The 19,061-nt window shown below is 59.3% G+C and carries 18 protein-coding genes and 1 other RNA gene; 7 read left to right on the top strand and 12 right to left on the bottom strand.

The window, feature by feature from the left end:
• Positions 1-22 precede the first annotated feature (22 nt).
• The 3 genes from ffs to HUU60_06030 all read left to right on the top strand — a co-directional run bounded on the left by ffs (position 23) and on the right by HUU60_06030 (position 2,437).
• An RNA gene (gene ffs, locus HUU60_06040) (signal recognition particle sRNA large type) lies at positions 23-286 on the top strand.
• Positions 287-302: 16 nt separating this feature from the next.
• Positions 303-1,817 carry a DNA polymerase III subunit gamma/tau gene (dnaX, locus tag HUU60_06035; protein NUL82267.1) on the top strand — a complete coding sequence of 505 codons (1,515 nt, stop codon included), beginning with the start codon at positions 303-305 and terminating at the stop codon, positions 1,815-1,817.
• A complete protein-coding gene (locus HUU60_06030) occupies positions 1,814-2,437 on the top strand; it encodes a haloacid dehalogenase (protein NUL82266.1) in 624 nt (207 codons plus the stop codon). Before dnaX ends, HUU60_06030 begins: the two co-directional genes overlap by 4 nt.
• Positions 2,438-2,495: 58 nt before the next feature.
• On the opposite strand, the gene HUU60_06025 is transcribed toward HUU60_06030, so the two are convergent.
• The 3 genes from HUU60_06025 to HUU60_06015 all read right to left on the bottom strand — a co-directional run bounded on the left by HUU60_06025 (position 2,496) and on the right by HUU60_06015 (position 6,033).
• Entirely contained in the window at positions 2,496-3,941 is a 1,446-nt protein-coding gene (locus HUU60_06025) for a hypothetical protein (GenBank protein ID NUL82265.1), read from the bottom strand.
• 215 nt (positions 3,942-4,156) lie between these two features.
• A complete protein-coding gene (kdsB, locus tag HUU60_06020) occupies positions 4,157-4,885 on the bottom strand; it encodes a 3-deoxy-manno-octulosonate cytidylyltransferase (GenBank protein NUL82264.1) in 729 nt (242 codons plus the stop codon).
• A complete protein-coding gene (locus tag HUU60_06015; protein ID NUL82263.1) occupies positions 4,882-6,033 on the bottom strand; it encodes a trypsin-like peptidase domain-containing protein in 1,152 nt (383 codons plus the stop codon). Before HUU60_06015 ends, kdsB begins: the two co-directional genes overlap by 4 nt.
• Before the next feature lie 112 nt (positions 6,034-6,145).
• Here HUU60_06015 and HUU60_06010 point away from each other — a divergent pair, with 112 nt between their 5' ends.
• The 3 genes from HUU60_06010 to argF are packed head-to-tail and all read left to right on the top strand — an operon-like array spanning position 6,146 to position 8,777.
• Positions 6,146-7,342: a glycine C-acetyltransferase gene (locus HUU60_06010; protein ID NUL82262.1), complete on the top strand. Its 1,197-nt coding sequence runs from the start codon at positions 6,146-6,148 to the stop codon at positions 7,340-7,342.
• A 1-nt stretch (position 7,343) separates the two neighbouring features.
• Positions 7,344-7,820 carry a hypothetical protein gene (locus HUU60_06005; GenBank protein ID NUL82261.1) on the top strand — a complete coding sequence of 159 codons (477 nt, stop codon included), beginning with the start codon at positions 7,344-7,346 and terminating at the stop codon, positions 7,818-7,820.
• The gene (argF, locus tag HUU60_06000; protein NUL82260.1) at positions 7,821-8,777 is read left to right on the top strand and encodes an ornithine carbamoyltransferase; all 957 of its coding nucleotides are present in this window, start codon (positions 7,821-7,823) and stop codon (positions 8,775-8,777) included.
• A gap of 7 nt (positions 8,778-8,784) precedes the next feature.
• On the opposite strand, the gene HUU60_05995 is transcribed toward argF, so the two are convergent.
• Genes HUU60_05995 through tadA form a run of 7 tightly spaced genes read right to left on the bottom strand, consistent with a single transcriptional unit; the run spans position 8,785 to position 14,288 of the window.
• Positions 8,785-10,041: an adenosylhomocysteinase gene (locus HUU60_05995; GenBank protein ID NUL82259.1), complete on the bottom strand. Its 1,257-nt coding sequence runs from the start codon at positions 10,039-10,041 to the stop codon at positions 8,785-8,787.
• A 33-nt stretch (positions 10,042-10,074) separates the two neighbouring features.
• Entirely contained in the window at positions 10,075-10,614 is a 540-nt protein-coding gene (locus tag HUU60_05990) for a hypothetical protein (GenBank protein ID NUL82258.1), read from the bottom strand.
• 18 nt (positions 10,615-10,632) lie between these two features.
• Positions 10,633-11,814, bottom strand: a complete 1,182-nt coding sequence (yidC, locus tag HUU60_05985; protein NUL82257.1) for a membrane protein insertase YidC — start codon at positions 11,812-11,814, stop codon at positions 10,633-10,635.
• A gap of 8 nt (positions 11,815-11,822) precedes the next feature.
• On the bottom strand, positions 11,823-12,071 hold the full coding sequence (gene yidD, locus HUU60_05980; protein ID NUL82256.1) for a membrane protein insertion efficiency factor YidD: 249 nt from the start codon (positions 12,069-12,071) through the stop codon (positions 11,823-11,825).
• On the bottom strand, positions 12,068-12,409 hold the full coding sequence (gene rnpA, locus HUU60_05975) for a ribonuclease P protein component (GenBank protein NUL82255.1): 342 nt from the start codon (positions 12,407-12,409) through the stop codon (positions 12,068-12,070). The genes yidD and rnpA overlap by 4 nt, the downstream gene beginning before the upstream one ends.
• A 3-nt stretch (positions 12,410-12,412) precedes the next feature.
• Positions 12,413-12,547, bottom strand: a complete 135-nt coding sequence (gene rpmH / locus HUU60_05970) for a 50S ribosomal protein L34 (protein NUL82254.1) — start codon at positions 12,545-12,547, stop codon at positions 12,413-12,415.
• 58 nt (positions 12,548-12,605) lie between these two features.
• Positions 12,606-14,288 (bottom strand): Flp pilus assembly complex ATPase component TadA, encoded by a 1,683-nt coding sequence (gene tadA / locus HUU60_05965; protein NUL82253.1) that lies wholly within the window; start codon positions 14,286-14,288, stop codon positions 12,606-12,608.
• Positions 14,289-14,347: 59 nt separating this feature from the next.
• Here tadA and HUU60_05960 point away from each other — a divergent pair, with 59 nt between their 5' ends.
• Positions 14,348-17,842, top strand: coding sequence for a hypothetical protein (locus tag HUU60_05960; protein ID NUL82252.1), 3,495 nt, complete (start codon positions 14,348-14,350; stop codon positions 17,840-17,842).
• Here HUU60_05960 and plsX read toward each other — a convergent pair.
• Positions 17,839-18,852: a phosphate acyltransferase PlsX gene (gene plsX, locus HUU60_05955; protein NUL82251.1), complete on the bottom strand. Its 1,014-nt coding sequence runs from the start codon at positions 18,850-18,852 to the stop codon at positions 17,839-17,841. The two genes, HUU60_05960 and plsX, sit on opposite strands and share 4 nt — an antisense overlap.
• A gap of 9 nt (positions 18,853-18,861) precedes the next feature.
• Complete coding sequence (rpmF, locus tag HUU60_05950; GenBank protein NUL82250.1) at positions 18,862-19,056, bottom strand: 50S ribosomal protein L32; 195 nt, start codon at positions 19,054-19,056, stop codon at positions 18,862-18,864.
• Positions 19,057-19,061: the final 5 nt, after the last annotated feature.

The following is a 19,061-nucleotide window of genomic DNA, read 5'->3' as shown; positions in this document are numbered from 1 at the left end:
GCTTTGGGTACAATAGGGGCGGTCGCGCTAAGTGGGGATGTAGCGGCGCCCTGTACCTGCAATCCGCTATAGCAGGGCCGAATTCCGGCCCGCGGCGCGCTCTTGTGCAAAACGACGATGCGCGACGGCGTTGATCGCCGGGGCCTGCGCAATGGAGCGACGTTGAACCCCGCCAGGTCCGGAAGGAAGCAACGGTAAGGCGTATGCCCCATGTGCCGCAGTTACCCCGGAAGGAGTCGCACGCGACCGTACGCTGCGGAAGGGTTCGTCAACGGTCGGTGCGCGACCATAAGGACATCTGAATGGCCTACATCAGCCTCTATCGAAAATACCGCGCCCAGACGTTCGACCAAGTCATGGGCCAGGGTCACATTGTTACAACCCTTCAAAATGCCGTGCGTCAGAATAAGTTTAGCCATGCCTATCTGCTGTGCGGACCGCGCGGCACGGGCAAAACGACCACCGCGCGGCTGATCGCCAAAGCGCTCAATTGCGAGAACGGCCCGACCCCCGAACCCTGCGACGAGTGCCATTTTTGCGTTCAGATTCGACAAGGTTCCTGCATGGACGTGGTCGAGATGGACGCGGCGAGCGAGACCAGCATCGACGATGTGCGCGGCGCGATCGTGGAGAACGCCAAGTACGCGCCAATGGAAGCGCGCTACAAGGTTTATATCATCGACGAAGCGCATGATCTGAGCGCAAAGGCGTTCGACGCGCTGTTAAAGACGATCGAAGAGCCTCCGCCTCATGTGGTGTTTATCTTAGCGACCACCGAGTTCAACAAGGTGCCGATCACTATCCGGTCGCGCTGTCAGCGGTTCGATTTTCATCGGGGTTCGGTGGCCGACATCGTTAAGCGAATGGAGTTTGTGCTACAGAGCGAGGGAATCGAGTACGAGGCTCCGGCGTTGCTGGCCATTGCGCGATTGGCAGACGGCTCGTGGCGCGACGCGCTGACGGCTTTGGAACAGGCGATCGCCTATTCGTCCGACAAAGTGAGCGTCGATACGGTGTACGACGCATTGGGCATCGTGGAAGAGGACGCTCTGCGAGAGTTGGTCGATCGGCTGATCGAAGGGGATCAAGCGGGGATACTGGCACAGGTGCACGAGCAGTCGCGGAGAGGGCGGGAGGCCCGGATCATAGCCGAGTCGCTGCTAAACCGAATCAGGTCGTTGATGCATGCGCAGTTGAACGTCGAGACGGCCGCCCAGCAGTACGAGACGCCGGTTTGGGCAGCCTTAGTGGAGCAGGCGAGGCGGGTGGGCACGGCGCGATTGTTGGCCTGGTGGCAAAAACTGAGCCAGGCGATATCCGACATGCGGGTTGCGGGCGCTCCGAGAATCGTGTTGGAGCTGGCGCTGCTCTCTATCGCCGATCAGCCTGTGCAGGTCGCTCCGGCCGTGGCGCAGGCGCCAACGCCTGCAAGGAAGCCTGCAGGCACGTACGAGGAGGCTTGGGGAGCCTTTTTGAACGAAGCCAGGCAGGAGAAACCGAGAGCAGCTGCACAATTGGCGGCGGCGAGAATAGAGCAGAAGGGCGAGAGCGACTTTACGATCTATGCAGGGAATGCCCGTGCGGTCGAGTACTTTTGCAAGCCAGAGATCAAGAGCTGGATAACAGAGCGGTTTTCGGCGGCGCTGGGTCGTCAGGCGGCGATCGAGATCGTTCAGGATTCGGCCGAGGCTGTCGTCGAACCGCGCAAGGAAGAGGTGGCGGAAGAAACGTTAGAGGGCGATCGATTGGTCAAAGCCATTACAACGACTTTCGAAGGCTACGAAGTGCGAAAGCCGAGCGGGGAGGCTGGTCGATGAGGGACCATTGGATCAAGATTGCGGACGAATTGAGGGAGCAGATGGATGGCCGGCACAAGGCGAGGGAGAGCGCGCTGGTCGCTTGTCGCAAGACTATTCAGAGCTGCGCCAAGGCGATCAGGAGCTTGCACAGGCAAGAGAACGAGGCCGCGAGAGAACTGCTCAACGAAGCGCGAGGATTGATCGAAGAGGCTCGACAGTCCGTGCGCGATCATCCGGACCTCTTTCATGCGGGCTACATTTCCGACGCGGAGAAGGAGTATGCCGAAGGCGAAGCGATCTATGCCATCGTGTTGGGCAATCCGGTGCCCGAGCCGGGCGATGTGGGCGTTGGGATAACCGCCTATCTGAACGGAATGGGCGAAGCGGCGTCCGAGTGTCGCCGTTACATACTAGACGCGCTCAGACGGGGCGAATTGGAGCGGGCCGAGTCGGTGTTCGTGGTGATGGAAGAGATTTACGACGAACTGGTTACCTTTGACTATCCAGATGCATTGACCGGCGGATTGAGGCGAACGTGCGACGCGCTGCGTGCCGTATTGGAGCGGACGCGAGGCGATCTGACCATGACGCGCACTCAGAAGCAGCTGGAGGCCGCGCTCGCCAAGGATCAGGAATAAAAAAAGGGCGAGGCCGGAATGGCGCTCGCCCAAAGTTTGACCTTGATTTATCTCGGACTTATCGCAACAGTTGCAACAGCGACTGCGGCATCGAGTTGGCCTGAGCCAGCACCGCCATACCCGACTGCTGCAAGATCTGAAGCTTGGTGAAGGTTGTCATCTCGTCCGCCACGTCCAGGTCTCGGATTGAGGACTCGGTAGCCGCCAGATTCTCGCGCGCAACGTTCAGCGACCGGATGTTGCTTTCCAGAATGTTGGTCTGGAACGAACCGATCTCTCCGCGCTGCCTGGAGACCTGTCGGATGGCCTCGTCGATGATCTTGATCGCGTTGTCGGCGCCGCCTGCGGCTGTAACGTCGATGTCGGCCAGACTGAGGCCGGCCACAACGCCGGTACCCAATCGAAGCGCTCGAGCGTCGTTCAGCGAGACGCGCACAGACTGACCGGCTCCGGCTCCGACCTGGAACTGCAGATCGCCCGCCGTAACCTTAGCGACGGCTGCCGTTGCAGAGCTGGCGACGTTGCCAGCTTCCGTCAACAGGATCGCGTTACCGGCCGCATCGGTCAGTCGCAATCCGCTGTCGCCGCTAAAGCGCCCTCCCGTAAAGAGGGAGCTCGTAACGCCGGCAGAGGTCATGACTTCGATGCGCGCCACTGCGTTCGTGCCCGATGCGTCGGTATTGCCCGATCGGATGCGACCGCTTGCGTCGTTCAGCGAGATCGAGAAGTTGGTGCCATAGTTGACATGGCTCAAGTTGACGACCAAACTACCGTTCGCGAAGTTGGAGTTCGCGGTAACGCCAGTAACGTTGCTCAACGCATTGATCTTGTCCATCAGTCCCTGTACCGTGTCAGTGCCGTTCAGGCTGACCTGCGCGCCATTAATGACGATGGTGCCCGAGCCGACGGTGGATGTCAGCGCAGCGTAGGTCGCGGTGCCCGCGACGGCTGCCCGCGTGCCGGCAGTCGTTACGAACATGCTGACCAAGCCGGTCGAAAGCGCCGAGCCGTTGAACGAAGCGGTGAAGTTGGCCCCGCCCAGCACGCTCGAGTTGGTAACCGAGGTGCTCACGCCCGCTGTGCCGTCAAGCAACCGCTTTGCGCCAAACGACGTCTGGCCCGCGATTCGGTCGATGCTTTGCAGCGCCGACCGGATCTGGTTTTGGTCTGCCTGTAGCGAGTTAGTGTCGCCCACTCCGATGTTGGCCGCGTGAACCGCCAACGATCGCATGCTCCGCAAGAGGGTGTGAACCTCGTCCAGCGCGCCTTCCGCCGTCTTGATCAGGTTGGTCGCGTCTTGAGAGTTCGACACGGCCTGCTGAATGCCTGAGATCTGCGCCCTCAGATTCTCGGAGATGATCAAGCCTGCCGGATCGTCCGACGCCCGATTGATGCGCAAACCGGACGACAGTCTCTCCGTCGACATGCCCAGCCCGTTGGCTGTCCTTAGCACGTTGCGCAGGGCCGTCATCGAGGAGATGTTCGTGTTGATGCGTACGCTCATGTGAAGGGTTCCTCCTTGAACTGCTCCTTGCTTTTGGTGGTTGCGGGGCGGTCTTCCCTCTCCTGGTTTTCTCGCCCCGCTTCAACGCAAGCGCTCGAAGGCGCCTCCGTCTCCAAAGTCGATTGTTGGAGAGACCCTAAAGAAGGCAGACAGAAAAAATACGAGGTTTTTGGCAGATACCGTAAAAGCGCTGGGAAGCCCGAAGGATTACCAGGTTAGAAGAGCAGGCCGGCCATCAGCTCTCTAGCGCGATGCAGATCGTCCTCGGTATCGACCGCTATCGAACCTGTCTTGACGGGCGACATGCGGATGGGGATGCCGTGCTCCAAGGCTCGAAGCTGCTCGAGCGATTCGGTCCGCTCTAGAGGCGTAGGAGGCAGTTCGGCCAGTTTCAAAAGGGTCTCCCTTTGATAAGCATAAAGCCCCAAATGCTTGTAAACGGGCAGTTCTGTGGTTTCCCTTGGGTACGGAATGCGCGAGCGGGAGAAATAGAGAGCGTCCCCGTTCTGCGCCATCACCACCGACACGACGGCGGGCGAGTTGTATTCGCTGGGGTCTTCGATGCAATAGACGCTGGCCATTTGGACGCTGGAATCTTGCTGCATGGGGGCAACGAGCGCGTCGATGTTGTCCGGGTCGAGCATGGGTTCGTCGCCTTGAACGTTGACATAGGCATCGCCATCGGTGCGCCGCGCGACTTCGGCCGTTCGGTCCGTTCCGCTTCGGTGGTTGTGGCTGGTGATCATTGCTTTGGCGCCGAACCGCTCGGCGGCCTCAATGATCTCGGCGTCGGGCGTTGCAATGTAGATTTCGCTCAGGCTTTGCGCTTTCGACGCCCGCTCCCAAACCCATTGGACCATCGGCTTGCCCGCAATGTCGAGCAACGGCTTGCCCGGCAGGCGCGAGGCGGCCATTCTTGCCGGTATAACGCCGATGATCTTCATTGAGCTCTCCGAGGCGTTTCGGTCGGAGTTTCCTCCAGGCGAACCGTAATGGTCTGCGCATCGCCGTCGCGCCAAATCTTAAACTTAACGCTTTGGCCCGGCTTGGCGTTGCGAATGGTCTCGATCACGTCGTACTTGTCCTTAAGGGCGCGGCCGTCGATTTCCAGTACGATGTCGCCCGCTTGGACGCCCGCGCGCGCCGCTGGCGAGCCTTGCCAAAGTCGCATCACGATGCTGCCCTTTTTGGGCACGTCGGTGTCGCCAAACCAGTAGCGCAGGCGGCTTGGGGGCACCTCGTTCACATCGATCAACTGGCTGAGTCCCGACCAAGCGTAGGTAACCTTCCCGGTCTTAATGAGTTCGGCAGTGATCTTCTTAACGCGATTGACCGGAATGGCAAAGCCAAGTCCGACGCTGCCCCGAACGGGCGTGAAGATCATGGTGTTGATGCCGATCAGTTGTCCGCGAGAGTTGGCCAGCGCTCCGCCGGAGTTGCCTTCGTTGATCGCGGCGTCGGTCTGAATCATGCCAAAAGCGGCGTTTTCGCCAGCCGGCACTCGGCGATTGAGCGCGCTGACAATGCCCGAGGTAACGGTGTTTTCGAATCCGTAAGGATTGCCGATGGCGACCGACCATTCTCCTACGCGAAGCTTATCCGAATCGCCCATCTGCGCCGCGGGGAGGCTTTTGCCGTCGATCTTGAGCAATGCGATGTCGTTTTGCGGGTCCGAGCCGATGTGATTGGCCTCAAAGGTGCGGCCGTCGGCCAGGTTCACGGTGATCTTGTCGGCCACTCCTCCCGAACGAGACGAGATGACGTGGCTGTTGGTAACGATGTAGCCGTCTCCGCTGATGATCACGCCGGAGCCTTTGCCTTCGATACTGCCCATGCGTCCCCACATGTCGCGCACGGTCGAAACGGTGTCGATATTCACGACCGCCGGTTCGATCTTGGCCGCCGCGTTGACGATCAACTCCTCGAACTGGGAGGGTTGTGCGACCGCATCGGCCGGTTTGCTCATCAACTCCAAGAAGCGCGAGACTTCGTCCGGCGAGCCCGAGTTGGCCGAGCGTTTCTGAAAGAACAGCGTGCCTATATAGAATCCGGCTCCAAAAATGGCTATCAGCGCTAAAGTTTTCTTCATCATCCCGTTACCCCCTTGGCAAGGATACTTTGCGATACGAACGAGAGGCCGCAAGAGTTCGATGCCCATACGATTCTACACGCTCGCAGGTAGAATCGCTATCATAGGAGGCGGGATGAACGGGCGGTTGCAAGATTGGTTAGGGGAACAGTTAGATTCGCTGAAGGCGCAGAACCTCTACAAGGCTCCGCTTTCGTTGGAAAGCCCTCAAGGCGCGCGGGTCAAGATGGGCGGGCGGTGGCTGGTCAACCTTGCATCGAACAACTACTTAGGGCTGGCGAACGATCCGCGCTTGAAGACCGCAGCCATTGCCGCGGTTCAGGAGTGGGGCGCCGGAGCGGGCGCTGTGCGTTGGATCGGCGGCACAAACGCGCTTTGCGACCAGTTAGAGGCGTCGCTGGCCGAGTTTAAGAAGACCGAAGCGGTATTGGTGTTCCAATCCGGCTTTTCGGCCAATTCGGGCGCAATCCCGGCCTGTTTTGGCGATGGCGATGTGATTATCTCTGACGAATTGAACCACGCGAGCATTATCGATGGAGTTCGCTTGAGCGGCGCGGCCTATCGGAAGAGCGAGGGATACGTCTACGCTCACAAGGATTGCAATCAATTGGAAGCGATTCTGAAGCGTTGCGGCGACTTTCGCAAGCGATTGATCGTAACGGACGGCGTCTTTAGCATGGATGGGGATATTGCGCCGTTGCCCGACATAGTCTCTTTGGCAGAAAAGTACGACGCGGCGGTGATGGTGGACGATGCGCACGCCTCGGGCGTGTTGGGCGAGCATGGAAGCGGCTCGACGAACCACTTTGGGCTATACGGCCGCGTGGACATTCAGTTGGGCACTCTCAGTAAAGCGCTGGGCGTCGTCGGGGGATACATCGCGGGCTCCGAGCGGCTCAAACAGTGGCTGATCAATCGGGGCCGACCTTATCTGTTTAGCACGGCGCTGCCGCCCGCCGCCATTGGAGCGCTTTTGGAATCGGTTCGTATTCTTAAGACAGACCCGGCGCCGATGGAGAAGCTCTGGGCCAATACTCGCCGGTGGAAGGCCGACTTGGCGGGGCTTGGATTCGATACGATGGGTTCGGAAACGCCCATTACCCCTGTCTTTGTGGGCGACGAGGAGAAGACGCAGACGATGGAGCGGCGATTGAGAGAGGAGGGCGTGTTTGCGCTCGGCATCCTCTATCCGACGGTGGCAAAGGGCAAAGCGCGGATACGCACGATGCCCTCCGCAATGCACGAACCAAAGGACCTGGACGATGCCTTGGCCGCTTTCGAGAAAGTCGGGCGCGAACTCGCGCTGATTTAACATGAGCAGAGTTAAGTGGTTCTTAAAGAAGTTAGTATTGGGTTCGGCGGTCTTCTTCGGCTTTGCCGTGGTCGGCTACTTTGTCGTCGGGCCGAGGCTGGAGTTCGGCCCGAACGCTTGGCCAAGGCTTTCTTGGGCGCCCAAGCACACAAAGAACGACTCCCAAACCAAAGAGGACGATTTGAGGCCATCGGCCGAGCTGACGGCCTCGGTCGAGGTGTTCGAGCGGGTGGGCAAAGACAGTTATCAGGTGCTTGGGGAACGGCAGGTCGCGCCTTATAGCTACGACCGTTTTTCCGAAGGAAGCCGCAGGCCGAAGCCCGAAACGCCAGAAGAGCCTGCGGAGCCTGAGGACGAGCCGCTCATCATTGATCGCGATGGCGAACCCGAGCCGACCTTTGCCGATCCCGAAGCGCCCATGGAGCCTGCGCCGATCGAGCCGCCCAAGAAGGCAGACGGCGATGGAGACGGCGAATAGATGGAGGCCTATCTAGAGCGCTGGCGAGACGCCGGCCCCCCGCTCAATCTGATCAGCATTACCGAGTTGAATCGCAACAGCGCTCAAGTCTTGTTAGAGTTGGCCGCCGAGATGAAGCGAGGTACAAAGCAGGGCCGCGAGTTTTATCGATTTGACCGCCCTATCGCTGCCGCGATGATCTTTGAGAAGCCGTCCTTGCGCACTCGGGTTACATTTGAAATCGGCTTGTACCAGATGGGCGGCCATGCGGTCTATCTGACGCAAAACGACATTCAGATGGGACGTCGCGAGGCGGTGATGGACGTTGCGCGCAACTTAGGCCGATGGGCCGAGTTTGTGGTCGCACGGGTCTATTTGCATTCGATCTTAGAGGAGTTGGCGATTCACACGGGCGCTCCGATCATCAATGCTCTAAGCGACGTCGAGCATCCCTGCCAAGCGCTGGCCGATCTGCTAACGATTCGCGAGCGCAAGGGCACGAGCGCTTTGAAGCTGGCTTGGGTCGGCGACGGGAACAACGTGTGCCATAGCTTCGCGCTGTTGGGCGCGATGTTAGGGCACGAGGTAGTCATAGCAACGCCAAAGGGGTTTGCGCCCGATGCAAAGTTCGTTGGCGATCAAGTCGCGCTTACCAACGATCCGGCAGAAGCCGCGCGCGACGCGGACGTAGTCTACACCGACGTTTGGGTCTCGATGGGTTTTGAGACCGAGCGCGAGATACGGATGCGGGCGTTCAAGGATTTTCAGGTCAATTCGAGACTTTTGTCGTTGGCCAAGCCGGATGCGATCGTGCTCCACTGCCTGCCGGCGCACAGAGACGAGGAGATTACGAGCGAGGCAATGGACGGGCCGCAATCCGCAATCTGGGATCAGGCGGAGAATCGTCTTCATGCGCAGAAGGCCCTGATGGCGCTGATCCCCATACCGCCGGAGAACGCGCCGCCAAGGCCTTCGTGATTTTGGCTTAGGTGCCTTCCTGCCAACCGGCGAGGTAGGCCTTCTGTTCGTCGGTCAGCTTGTCGATGTCGATGCCCAAGGACACCAGTTTGAGCCTGGCGATCTCCTTGTCCAGTTCCTCGGGAACGGACATGACGGTCTTCTCGAGCCTCGAGGCGTTCTTGAACATGTACTCGGCGCTGAGGGCTTGATTGGCGAAGCTCATGTCCATGACGCTGGCAGGGTGGCCTTCGGCGGAAGCCAGGTTGATCAGGCGTCCCTCGCCCAGCAGGTAGATTCGGCGGCCGTCGCCCATCTTGTACTCATCGACGAACGGGCGGATTTTGCGCTTTCCTACGGAGATGCGTTCCAAGGTCGGGATGTCGATCTCGACGTTAAAGTGGCCGCTGTTGGCCAACACCGCGCCGCTCTTCATCTTGCGATAATGCTCCTCGCGCAGCACGTGCTTGTTGCCGGTTACTGTGATGATGATGTCGGCCAGCGGGGCGGCTTCTTCCATAGTCATTACCTGGTGACCGTCCATCAAGGCTTCGAGCCCCTTGATCGGATCGATCTCGGTTACGATCACTCTGGCGTTCATGCCGCGCGCGCGGCTCGCGATGCCTTTGCCGCACCAGCCATATCCGGCCACTGCGACGGTGCGTCCGGCAATCAGCAGATTCGTCGCCCGCAGCACGCCGTCCAACGTGCTCTGTCCGGTGCCGTAGCGGTTATCGAACAGATGCTTGGTCATGGCGTCGTTGACGGCGATGATGGGGTAGTTGAGCACGCCGTCCTTGGCCATGGCTCGCAATCGAATGACGCCCGTGGTGGTCTCTTCGGTGCCGCCGATCACGTCGCCCAGGATTTCTTTTCGCTGGCTATGAAGGATGCCCACAACATCGGCGCCGTCGTCCATGGTGATTTGGGGCTTGGCATCGATCACCGACATGATGTGCTTGTAGTAGGTGTCGTTATCCTCGCCTTTGATGGCAAATGTGGGGATTTCGTCGATGACCGAGAGAGCCGCGGCCACGTCGTCCTGAGTGGACAACGGGTTGGAAGCGCAAAGGTAAACCTCCGCGCCGCCCGCCTTCAGCGTGCGCATCAGGTTGGCTGTTTCGGTCGTAACGTGCAGGCAGGCGCCCAGGCGAACGCCTTTCAGCGGCTTTTCGCGCTCAAACCGCTCGCGGATCAAGCGGAGCACGGGCATATCCTGTTCGGCCCATTCTATTCGAAGCGCTCCCGAATCGGCCAGCGCTGTATCTTTCACATCGTACTGCATCTATTCGCCTCCTTTTAGGGCTTGATGGTCGTGTTAGTCGCCTTGCTTCTTGGGCGTGATGACGACCCTGCGCTCCGGCTCGGCGCCTTCGCTATAGGTCTCAACCTCCGGGTCGTCTTTCAAAGCGTTGTGGATGATGCGTCGCTCGTGCGACGGCATAGCGGCAAGAAGCGCTTCTTCGCCTCTCTGCTTCACCTGATGGGCTATAAAGACGGCGTGATTGCGCAGGTTTTCTTCTCTGCGCTTCCGATATCCGCCCGCGTCGAGCACGACTCGCGCCTGAGTCTGCAGTTTTCGCATGACGATCATGTTGATCAGATATTGAAGCGAATCGAGAGCCATGTCCCTCTTGTTGACCAAGTAGGCCGAATCGGAGCCGGCCAGATCCAACTCTACATATCGGCCGTGTCGGCCGCGCGCCTGCGCTTGCAGGTCGAGCGGGCTTTCGTCCATCAGTTCTTGGACCAGCGCTTCGATCTCTCGCGCGATCGCTTCGTCTGCTTCATATTCTTGGCCGTTTTCCCCTGCGGTCGCAGCCTCGGCGGTTGTTTCGACGATTTCGGCGTCGTTCATAATGGGCGTTCCTCCTGTTCAGCGGCGATTGGCCTTGCGCTTGTGCTTCGGTCGCTGAAAGTCTTTTGGCATGATGGCGCTGCCGTTGCCCTGAGCGGGCTCTTCGGGGTCCTCGCCGACTGCGACAAGGGCTGGAGACGGCTTGGCCATGGCAATCTTGTAGTGAACGGTGTAGAGCACATTGGTCAAGAACCAGTAGAGCACGAATGCGGCGGGCGACCGCCACATCCACAGGCCGATGACCATCATGCCCGTCATCATGTAGGACATCATCTTCTGCTGTTGCGCCTGTGTGGGGTCCATGATGCTCATGCGGCTGGTGATGAACATGCTCAAGGCGTATAAAATAAGCAGCGGCACGTCGAACTGAGCCAGATTGCCGGCCAAGATGCCGGGCGCCAGCTTTCCTATCTCTGGGTTGATCCAGAGGAAGGTGCCGTTCTCAAACTGGGGTTTGTAGAGGTTGATCATGTTGAAGACCCAGATGAGGAACGGGAAGGGCACGAGCATATAGAGACAGCCGCCGAAGGGGTTGACCTTGTAGCGCTTGTAGAGCGCCATCTGCTTTTCCATCAGCTCCTGGCCTTGGTACTTCTCCTTCAGTTCGTTCAGTTTGGGCGCCAACTGCTGCATCTTCTTGGTGATCCCGAACTGTTTATTGGCAAACGGGAGTTGGATCAGCCTCACAAAGAGCGCGATGACGACGATTGCCAGCACATAGCTGATTTGCGTGCGGCCAAAAAAGGCGACGATCGAATCGAGAATGCGATAGTTGGTGAAAGTACGGTTCTCGGCATCGACGGCGGTCGTCGCTTTGGTCAGCTGTTCGCGCCCGCGCTCTTGAAAGAACTTAGATTTGCCATACTCGCGCTCCATGCGCTGCATGGTCTCCATGGCGCGGCGGTAATTGCCCAGTTCTAGGTCTATCTGAGCGCGCAGGAAGACGGCTTCTGCGGCGATCTCGCTGCCCTTGGCGTTCCGTTCGACCTTGGCCAACTGCTCTTCGGCGACGTGATAATCCTTGTTCTTGATGTGCTCTTTGGCTTCGACGAGAATCTCTTGAGAGGGCTTCGTATCGGTCGTCGCCGGCGGCTGATTGCGCATCAGCACAAACATCATGATGCCCCAGATGACGGTGGTCAGGAGCATGGTTCGGGCGAACGTCTGCATCCGATCGGGTTGTGGTTGTTGCTTTGCCATATCTGTTGTTAAGGTACGGGGTCGTGTCCGCCCTTGCTAAAGGGGTGGCATCGAGCGATGCGCCAAAGGCCCAGTCCTACGCCCTTGACGGCGCCGTGCCGTTGAATCGCGCCGATCATGTAGCCAGAACAAGACGGCTCGAAACGGCAGATGCGCGGCTTCCATTGAGTGGAGCGCTGATAGAGCCTTACCAGACCGATGAGCGCGCGGGCGACCGGACTTGGTCTGCGCTCGGAACCGCTCGCTGTGGCGCTCATGGCAAAACGCCCGCCTTGTTAAGAGCGTCTTGCACCAACTGCCTTAAGTCCGTGGCGCTCAGCGCCTTGATCGCGTCCCTTCCCACAAATGCCAAATCGTATCCCTGCGCCATGTTCGGCCAAATCTCTCTGCAGATCGCTCTCAATCTCCGCCTATGCCGGTTTCTATGCACCGCGCCGCCGAACTTTCGGCTGAAAACAAAGCCGATCCTTGTCGGCTCGTCGTCGTCGCGCTGCCATGCGTACAGGACGAAGGGAGGAAAAGGGAAGCGTCTGCCGCGAGAATAAAGGCGCTGAAAATCGGCCGTCCGGCGCAACCTGGCCGCCGGAGGCAGCATAGCCTAAACGGTCAGCCGCCAGCGACTGCGCTGACGTCGGCGACGCAGCACGTTGCGACCGTCTCTGCTCTTCATTCGAGCGCGAAAGCCGTGCGTTTTGCTTCGATGCCGATTATTGGGCTGATAGGTTCGTTTCATCGCTAATCCCCCTCTGTCCTATTCGTCGGGAGATATTGTACCAGATGGGCGCGCGATGTCAGGCGGCAATCCGATCGGCCACGGCGGGCACAGTGGCGAGGGCTTCCTCGGCCGAGGTGATGCCCGCCGCAACCTTCCGAGCCGCATCCTCGACCATCAATCGAAGCGTGCCGGGCGGCGCGGCGGCTCGAAGTTGGTCGGCTCCTGCGCGCTGGCCGATCAGGTTGCGAATGGGATCGGTTACGACAAACAGCTCATGAATGCCGATTCGACCCTTATAGCCGAGTTTCTTGCATTGCGAACAGCCGACCGGTCGATACAGGGCCGTATCGGGAGGCAATCCCAACGCAACCGCAAGGGAAGGCGATCGATGCTCCTCGCGGCAGTGAACGCAAAGGCGACGCACAAGGCGCTGAGCCAACGAACCGATGAGCGCCGAGTTGAGCAAGAAAGGCTGAATGTCCATATCGAGCAGTCTGGGCGCCGCGCTCACCGCGTCGTTGGTGTGAAGCGAGGCCAGCACCAAGTGCCCGGTCATGGCGGCTTGACAGGCGATCTCGGCGGTCTCCTGATCTCGAATCTCGCCGACGAAAACGACATCTGGATCCTGGCGCAGTATGGCCCGGAGTTGCGATGCAAACGTCAAACCGGCCTTGACGTTCACCTGCGATTGGCCGATGCCGTCGATCGTGTATTCGACCGGGTCTTCGCAGGTCAATATATTGATGGCGTCAGTGCGGATGTGCTGAAGAGCGGCATAGAGCGTCGTCGTCTTGCCCGAACCTGTAGGCCCGGTTACCAGCGCCAACCCCCATGGCTTTTCGATGAGTTGCGCAAAAGGTTCGTAAATCTCCGGCATCAGGTCGATTTCGTTCAACTTGCGCAGAGCCGCCGAACGGTCTAGCAGTCGCAAGACGATGCGCTCGCCGTTGACCGTTGGCAACGAGGAAGCCCGAACGTCCACTCGGTGCTCGCCGACGCGGACGGTGAAGCGCCCGTCCTGCGCGCGTCGACGTTCCGCAATATCGATCTCCGCCATCAGTTTGACTCGAGACAACACCGCCGCTTGGATCGGCTTTGGCACCTCTCGCGCCTTGTGCAACTGGCCGTCCACACGAAAACGGATCTCCAAACAGCGCTCCTGCGGTTCGAAGTGCACGTCGCTCGCGCCGATTTCGACCGCGTCGTGCAAGATGCTGTTGACCAGGCGAATGACGGGCGGCTGTGAGCTGGCCTCGACCGCTGAAGAGATGTCTTCCGGGCCTTCGATTTCTCTTACCTGCTCGATTTCGGTATCAAAGTCGGTCAGTTCGTCGGCATAGCGCGAGGCTACCGCTTCAAGAATCTTGTCGGGAGGGCAGAAGCAGGGCTGTACAAGCAGGCCGGACGCCGTCCGAATCTGATCGATCGTATCGACATCGTGCGGCTCGGCCATTGCAAGCCGAAGAGTGTTGCCGATGACTCGGACAGGAAAGACGAACTTCTTAGAGGCAATACCGTGCGGCACGAAGCTTCGAATCTCCGGGTCCCAATCCTCCAACGCAAGCGGCTCGTATTCGACTTCATACTGGTCGGCCTGTGCCTGCCAGAGGTCATCGTAAGTGATCCAACCGAGATCGACCAGAGTTTCACCAATCTTTGAGCCTTTCGTCGCCTGGAGCTCTAGCGCGCGCTGCAATTGCGCTTCGGTGATCTTGTCGCGAGCGAGAAGAAGCTGACCTAATTTGGCTATTCCGTACATTCATCCACCCCGTACTATTCTAGGCAGGACGGCCTGAAATCTGCTGTATAATCTGCTTCATGTTCAAGCGCGCTTCGGTCGTCGCCATGGTTTTCATCCTGCTCGCTCAGTTTGGTTTTGCCCAGTTGACCTGGTTGGGCAATACCAAACTTTGGATGACCGGCGTTGGCCAGATGCCCAATCGGGACGGGCTATTGGAGCCTTGGCAATCGGTGTCTGTAACCACCCAGACCAATCCAATCGCGGCCGGACAGCGAGTTTTCGCCGTTGTTACCCATAATCATTGGCAAACTGTACAAGAATACGAATTCTCGTTCGATTTCAACGTCGGAAGCAACACTCAGTGGTACGTCGTGCTGACCGCGCCCGCCGGGACGGACTTGGAGTTTTACATTCGCGCCCAAGCGTCGAACGGCGACGTTCGTTACGACAACAATGGTGGTCAAGACTTTGGCTTTGTCGTCCGACGCGCTCCAGTTGCATCGTCCGGCGCGATCTTGCAATGGTTCGAGACCGACTATCGCACCATGATGCTGAGACTGCCCGAGGTCGTAAGGGCGGGATACTCGGCTATCTATTTGCCGGCGCCGCAAAAGTCGGGTGGAGGCGGACTAAGCGTCGGCTACAACCCTTTCGACCACTTCGACTTAGGCGATCGGCTGCAGAAAGGCTCGGTGCGCACCCAGTACGGTACGACGCAGGAGCTTCAAGAACTGATTCGATTGGCCAAGCGGTTTGGGCTGGAGGTCTATTGCGACTTGGTCTTGAACCACGCCGACAATCGCGCCAGTTCGGCCATCGATCGCTATCCCAACATGATCCCCGAGGACTTTCATATTCGCTCTTCGACCAACACGACCAATACGGAACTGGACTTTAACAACGCGCCCTCGTTCGGCTTCGGCACGCTCAACCACGACATCTTGGGATTGGCCGACATCGCGCACGAGGATGGCAATCTGGCACGGACCGGCGCGTTCAATCTGCCCAGTTATGCGACTTTCAATGCGTTGGACAAACCGAGCTTTGTTCGCCAACCGCTTGTGCCCCAATACTATCCCGGCGGCGCGCCGGTCGCCGAGGATGTTCGGCAGTATCTATCGCGGTGGACGCAGTGGCTGACCAACGGCATCGGATTTGACGGCTTCCGAATCGATGCGGTGCGGCACACCCCGCCCGGCTACTTTTGGCGGTTTGGGCGACAGCCTGGTGGATCGATCGGTCAAGCGCATCTGATGCCGAGCCTCTATGCGGCCAATCCATCGATTTTTGTTTTCGGCGAGGTTTACACGAGTTCGGGCTACGAACTGCGCGAGTATGCCAAGACCGGCATGAACGTTCTGGACTTTCCGTTGAAGTTTAATCTGGACAACCTGTTCAACTCCAGTGGATTCGGGAACATATCGCAAGCCCTCAGCAACGGATACGGGATCGACGCCGGCACTGGGCTGACGTATCAAAATGGCGGCGCGGCGGGGCATTTAGGCGTGGGTTTCGTCCAGAGCCACGACCAAGGCCCGCCGTATTCGAACAACTTGGCCTATGCCTTTCTTCTCACCCGTCCGGGCAGACCGATCGTCTATTACGACGGCAACAACATCAACCCCAGCGATACGGGGCATTTTCCGCGGCCTGGCCGATTTGATTCGCTCGGCCAGGGCAGCGATGCGGTCGTTCGGATGCTGGATGCGCGCTCGCGATTTGCACGCGGCTCTTTGGTCAATCGGCATACGTCCAATCAGCTTTATGTGTACGAAAGGCAGGTGAACGGTCAGGGCGCGCTGTTGGTCGGGCTGAACATCAGGGGCGATTCGGTCGATCTTCCGGTAACGGTGCAAACGACCTTTGCTCCAGGCACGGTTTTGATCGATTTGGGCGGTCGAAAGCCGCCGGTTACGGTTGGCACGGATAGCCGCGTTACCATTAGCGTGCCGCACAACTCGACCGGGGGGGCGACGAACAACGGCCATGGCTACGTGCTCTATGCGCCTCAGGCGCCGGCGGCTCGGACGGACGGTACGCGCCCCGTGCAGATTTTTAAGGCCAAGGGCGGCGAAGTCATTCCCTTTACTCAGCGCTCTCTGCCTTCTGGCTCCTATGCTTCGCCCAGCAGTTTCGAGGCGGCGACAGTCAGCGAACGCAAGATCAATGTGCGGGTTTACACCGACGCCTTGGGCCATTCGGCAGTAGTCAAACTGGACGCTGGCATGGACCTGGCCGGTCGGGCGATGCTGGCCAATACGCCCGAGGGATTGAGCGACGGCTTTGTGCCGATGGATCGGCTTAATCCCGGCGAGTTTGTTTTGGAAGGGATCGATCTGAAAGTTTTGAGCGCCGGACTGCACCTTTTTAGGGTAAGGGTTTACCGCGATGTGGGCTCCCGCCCCGCGGTTTATTCCGATTTTCTAGCTTGGTTCTACTACGACCCGCCGCGCAAGGGCATGCTCATCGACGGCGATCTGACCGATCACAGCGCGCCGGTCTACGCGCAGGTTCGGAATCCCAGCTCCAACGCCAATCGCCTCGACGCTCTCTATGTGGATAACGACGAGGCTTATTTGTACGTGGGGATGGCGGGCCGGGTCGACCTGAGCGAGAATCTAACAAACGGCATGGCGCTCTACATCGATCTCGATCCCGGCTCGGGTCGAGGCGTATCCCACTTTGGCACGATGGACGACGACAGCGGCCCGGCGACTCGGCTGCTGTCTAACGCTAACCTGACTGCGCCCTCGGGCTTTGGCGCCGAGTTCGCGCTGTCGGTCTTTCGGCATTCGTCGCTGCACACTTCTCCCGAGGCGGGAAGCGTCGGCGATGAGGCTCTGCCTTTTACTGTAGGCGCCCAAGCGGGCGCGTTTCGATTGTCGGCGTCCAGCCCAAGGGTTTTGTCGGGCATACCGGCGCGAATCGCTTTCTCGCCAAGGCCGAACAAGACAGACCCGCCAAGAGGGCTAGAAGCCGCGATCCCATTGTCCGCGCTTTACCCCTATGGCGCTCCGTTGTCAGAAGGTCGAATCGGCTTGGTGGGGCTGCTCTTGAACACGGGCGAGACCGGCATTACGCTGGCGGCCTCCGATGCGCGGAGGGGAACCTACGGCGGCCGCATACCCGGCGCCAGCTGGGTATCGAACCAGTTTGCCCCGACCCAATCGAACATTGTGGGCGATCCGGGATCGTTCAGCGTTGCCTTGCAGTCCTATCTGACCTACAACTTGCGCTATGCGACGCCCGTCGCGCAGGATCACATTCTGAACGTCGATGTACAGCGCTACGATACCGCTCGACAGATCTGGGTGCTGGAATGTTCTCTCGTCAACCGGTCCGGGAGTCCGATCAGCGGCCCGGTTCGCGTTTTGGCCGAGTTTCCGCCCGGAGTAGAGGCGTTGAACGCGGATGGGCTGAGCCCGTTCAAGTATCGCCATCCGTTTTGGCTGCTCAAAGAGTCCAACGTCGCGCCGGGCGAGCGGATCGAGTTCGAAATGGAGCTTCGAGCGTCGGATCCAAAGCTGATCAAGCCTCTGATGAGGCTCTTTTCAGGCAAGGGGCTGCTCTAGGCGCGCTTGGCTTCGGTTTGATGAAGCAGCTGCACCGACTGGTGAATGGTGGGCACTAACTGTCCGGCCACGGCTTGGGCGGCGACCATGATCGCTTGACGAACGGCGTAGGCATCGGAGCGCCCATGCCCGATGATGCAGACGCCCTTGACGCCCAATAGAGGCGCGCCGCCATATTCTCGCCAGTCCAAGCGAGCGCGAAAACGCTTGAACGCAGGGCGCAAAAGGGCGAGCGGCGCCTTCATCAAAGGGTGCGCGGTCAGTTCTTCTTTCAGCAGGCGCATCATCATCTCGGCCACGCCTTCGCCCGATTTCAGCAGCACATTGCCCACAAATCCGTCGCAAACGACCACATCGACCAGGCCTTCGAACAGGTGCTTGCCCTCGACGTTGCCGTAAAAGTCGTCGCCCATGTAGCTTTTCATCAGCGTGAAGGCTTCTTTGGTCAACGTGTTGCCCTTAGTTTCTTCCTCGCCAATGTTCAGCAGGGCAACGCGCGGGTTCTCGATGCCGATAACTTGGGAAGCGTAGATTTGACCCATCAGCGCAAAATCGAGCAGATGCTTGGCCGAACAATCGACCGAGGCGCCCGAGTCGATCAGCACCGTGCTGCCGCGATAGGTAGGGATGACCGTTGCGATGGCCGGTCGATCGATGTTTGGGATTGCGCCCCACATGAGACGAGACACGGCGCCAGCGGCGCCCGTATTGCCGACGGTTACGAGCGCATCGGCTTGGCCAGACTTGACCATCTGGGCAGCAACAACCAGCGAAGAATCTTTCTTCTGACGGACGGCGACAACGGGCGAGTCGTCCATCTCGACGACCTGAGAGGCATGGTGAATCTCCAGCGATTCAGGCCGGTCGCGCTTGGGCAGACAGGCTTCGATCTTGGCCAAGTCGCCCACGAGCGCCAACTCCGCTTCGATCACACCGGCGGCGTCCAACGTTCCCTGGACGACGGCCTCTGGGGCGTAGTCGCCCCCCATGGCATCGATGGCGATGCGCATTTGCGCGGGTTAGTCTTCCTTCTTGCTGGTTATCGCTTGTACGATCTTGAGCGAACCGTATGCTCCACAGTTGGCGCACGCTCGATGCGGCCACTTTGCGGCGCCGCACTGCTTGCACCGGCTCAAGCCGGGCACGGCCAACTTGTAATTCGTCCGGCGCTTGGCGCCTCGGGTGTGCGAGTGTCTTCTTTTCGGATTGCCCATCTATT

The sequence above is a fragment of the Armatimonadota bacterium genome (assembly GCA_013359125.1).
Classification (GTDB): domain Bacteria; phylum Armatimonadota; class Fimbriimonadia; order Fimbriimonadales; family GBS-DC; genus JABWCR01.
Note: the sequence above shows the minus strand (reverse complement) of the source record. Positions and strands in the feature narration are given on the sequence as shown.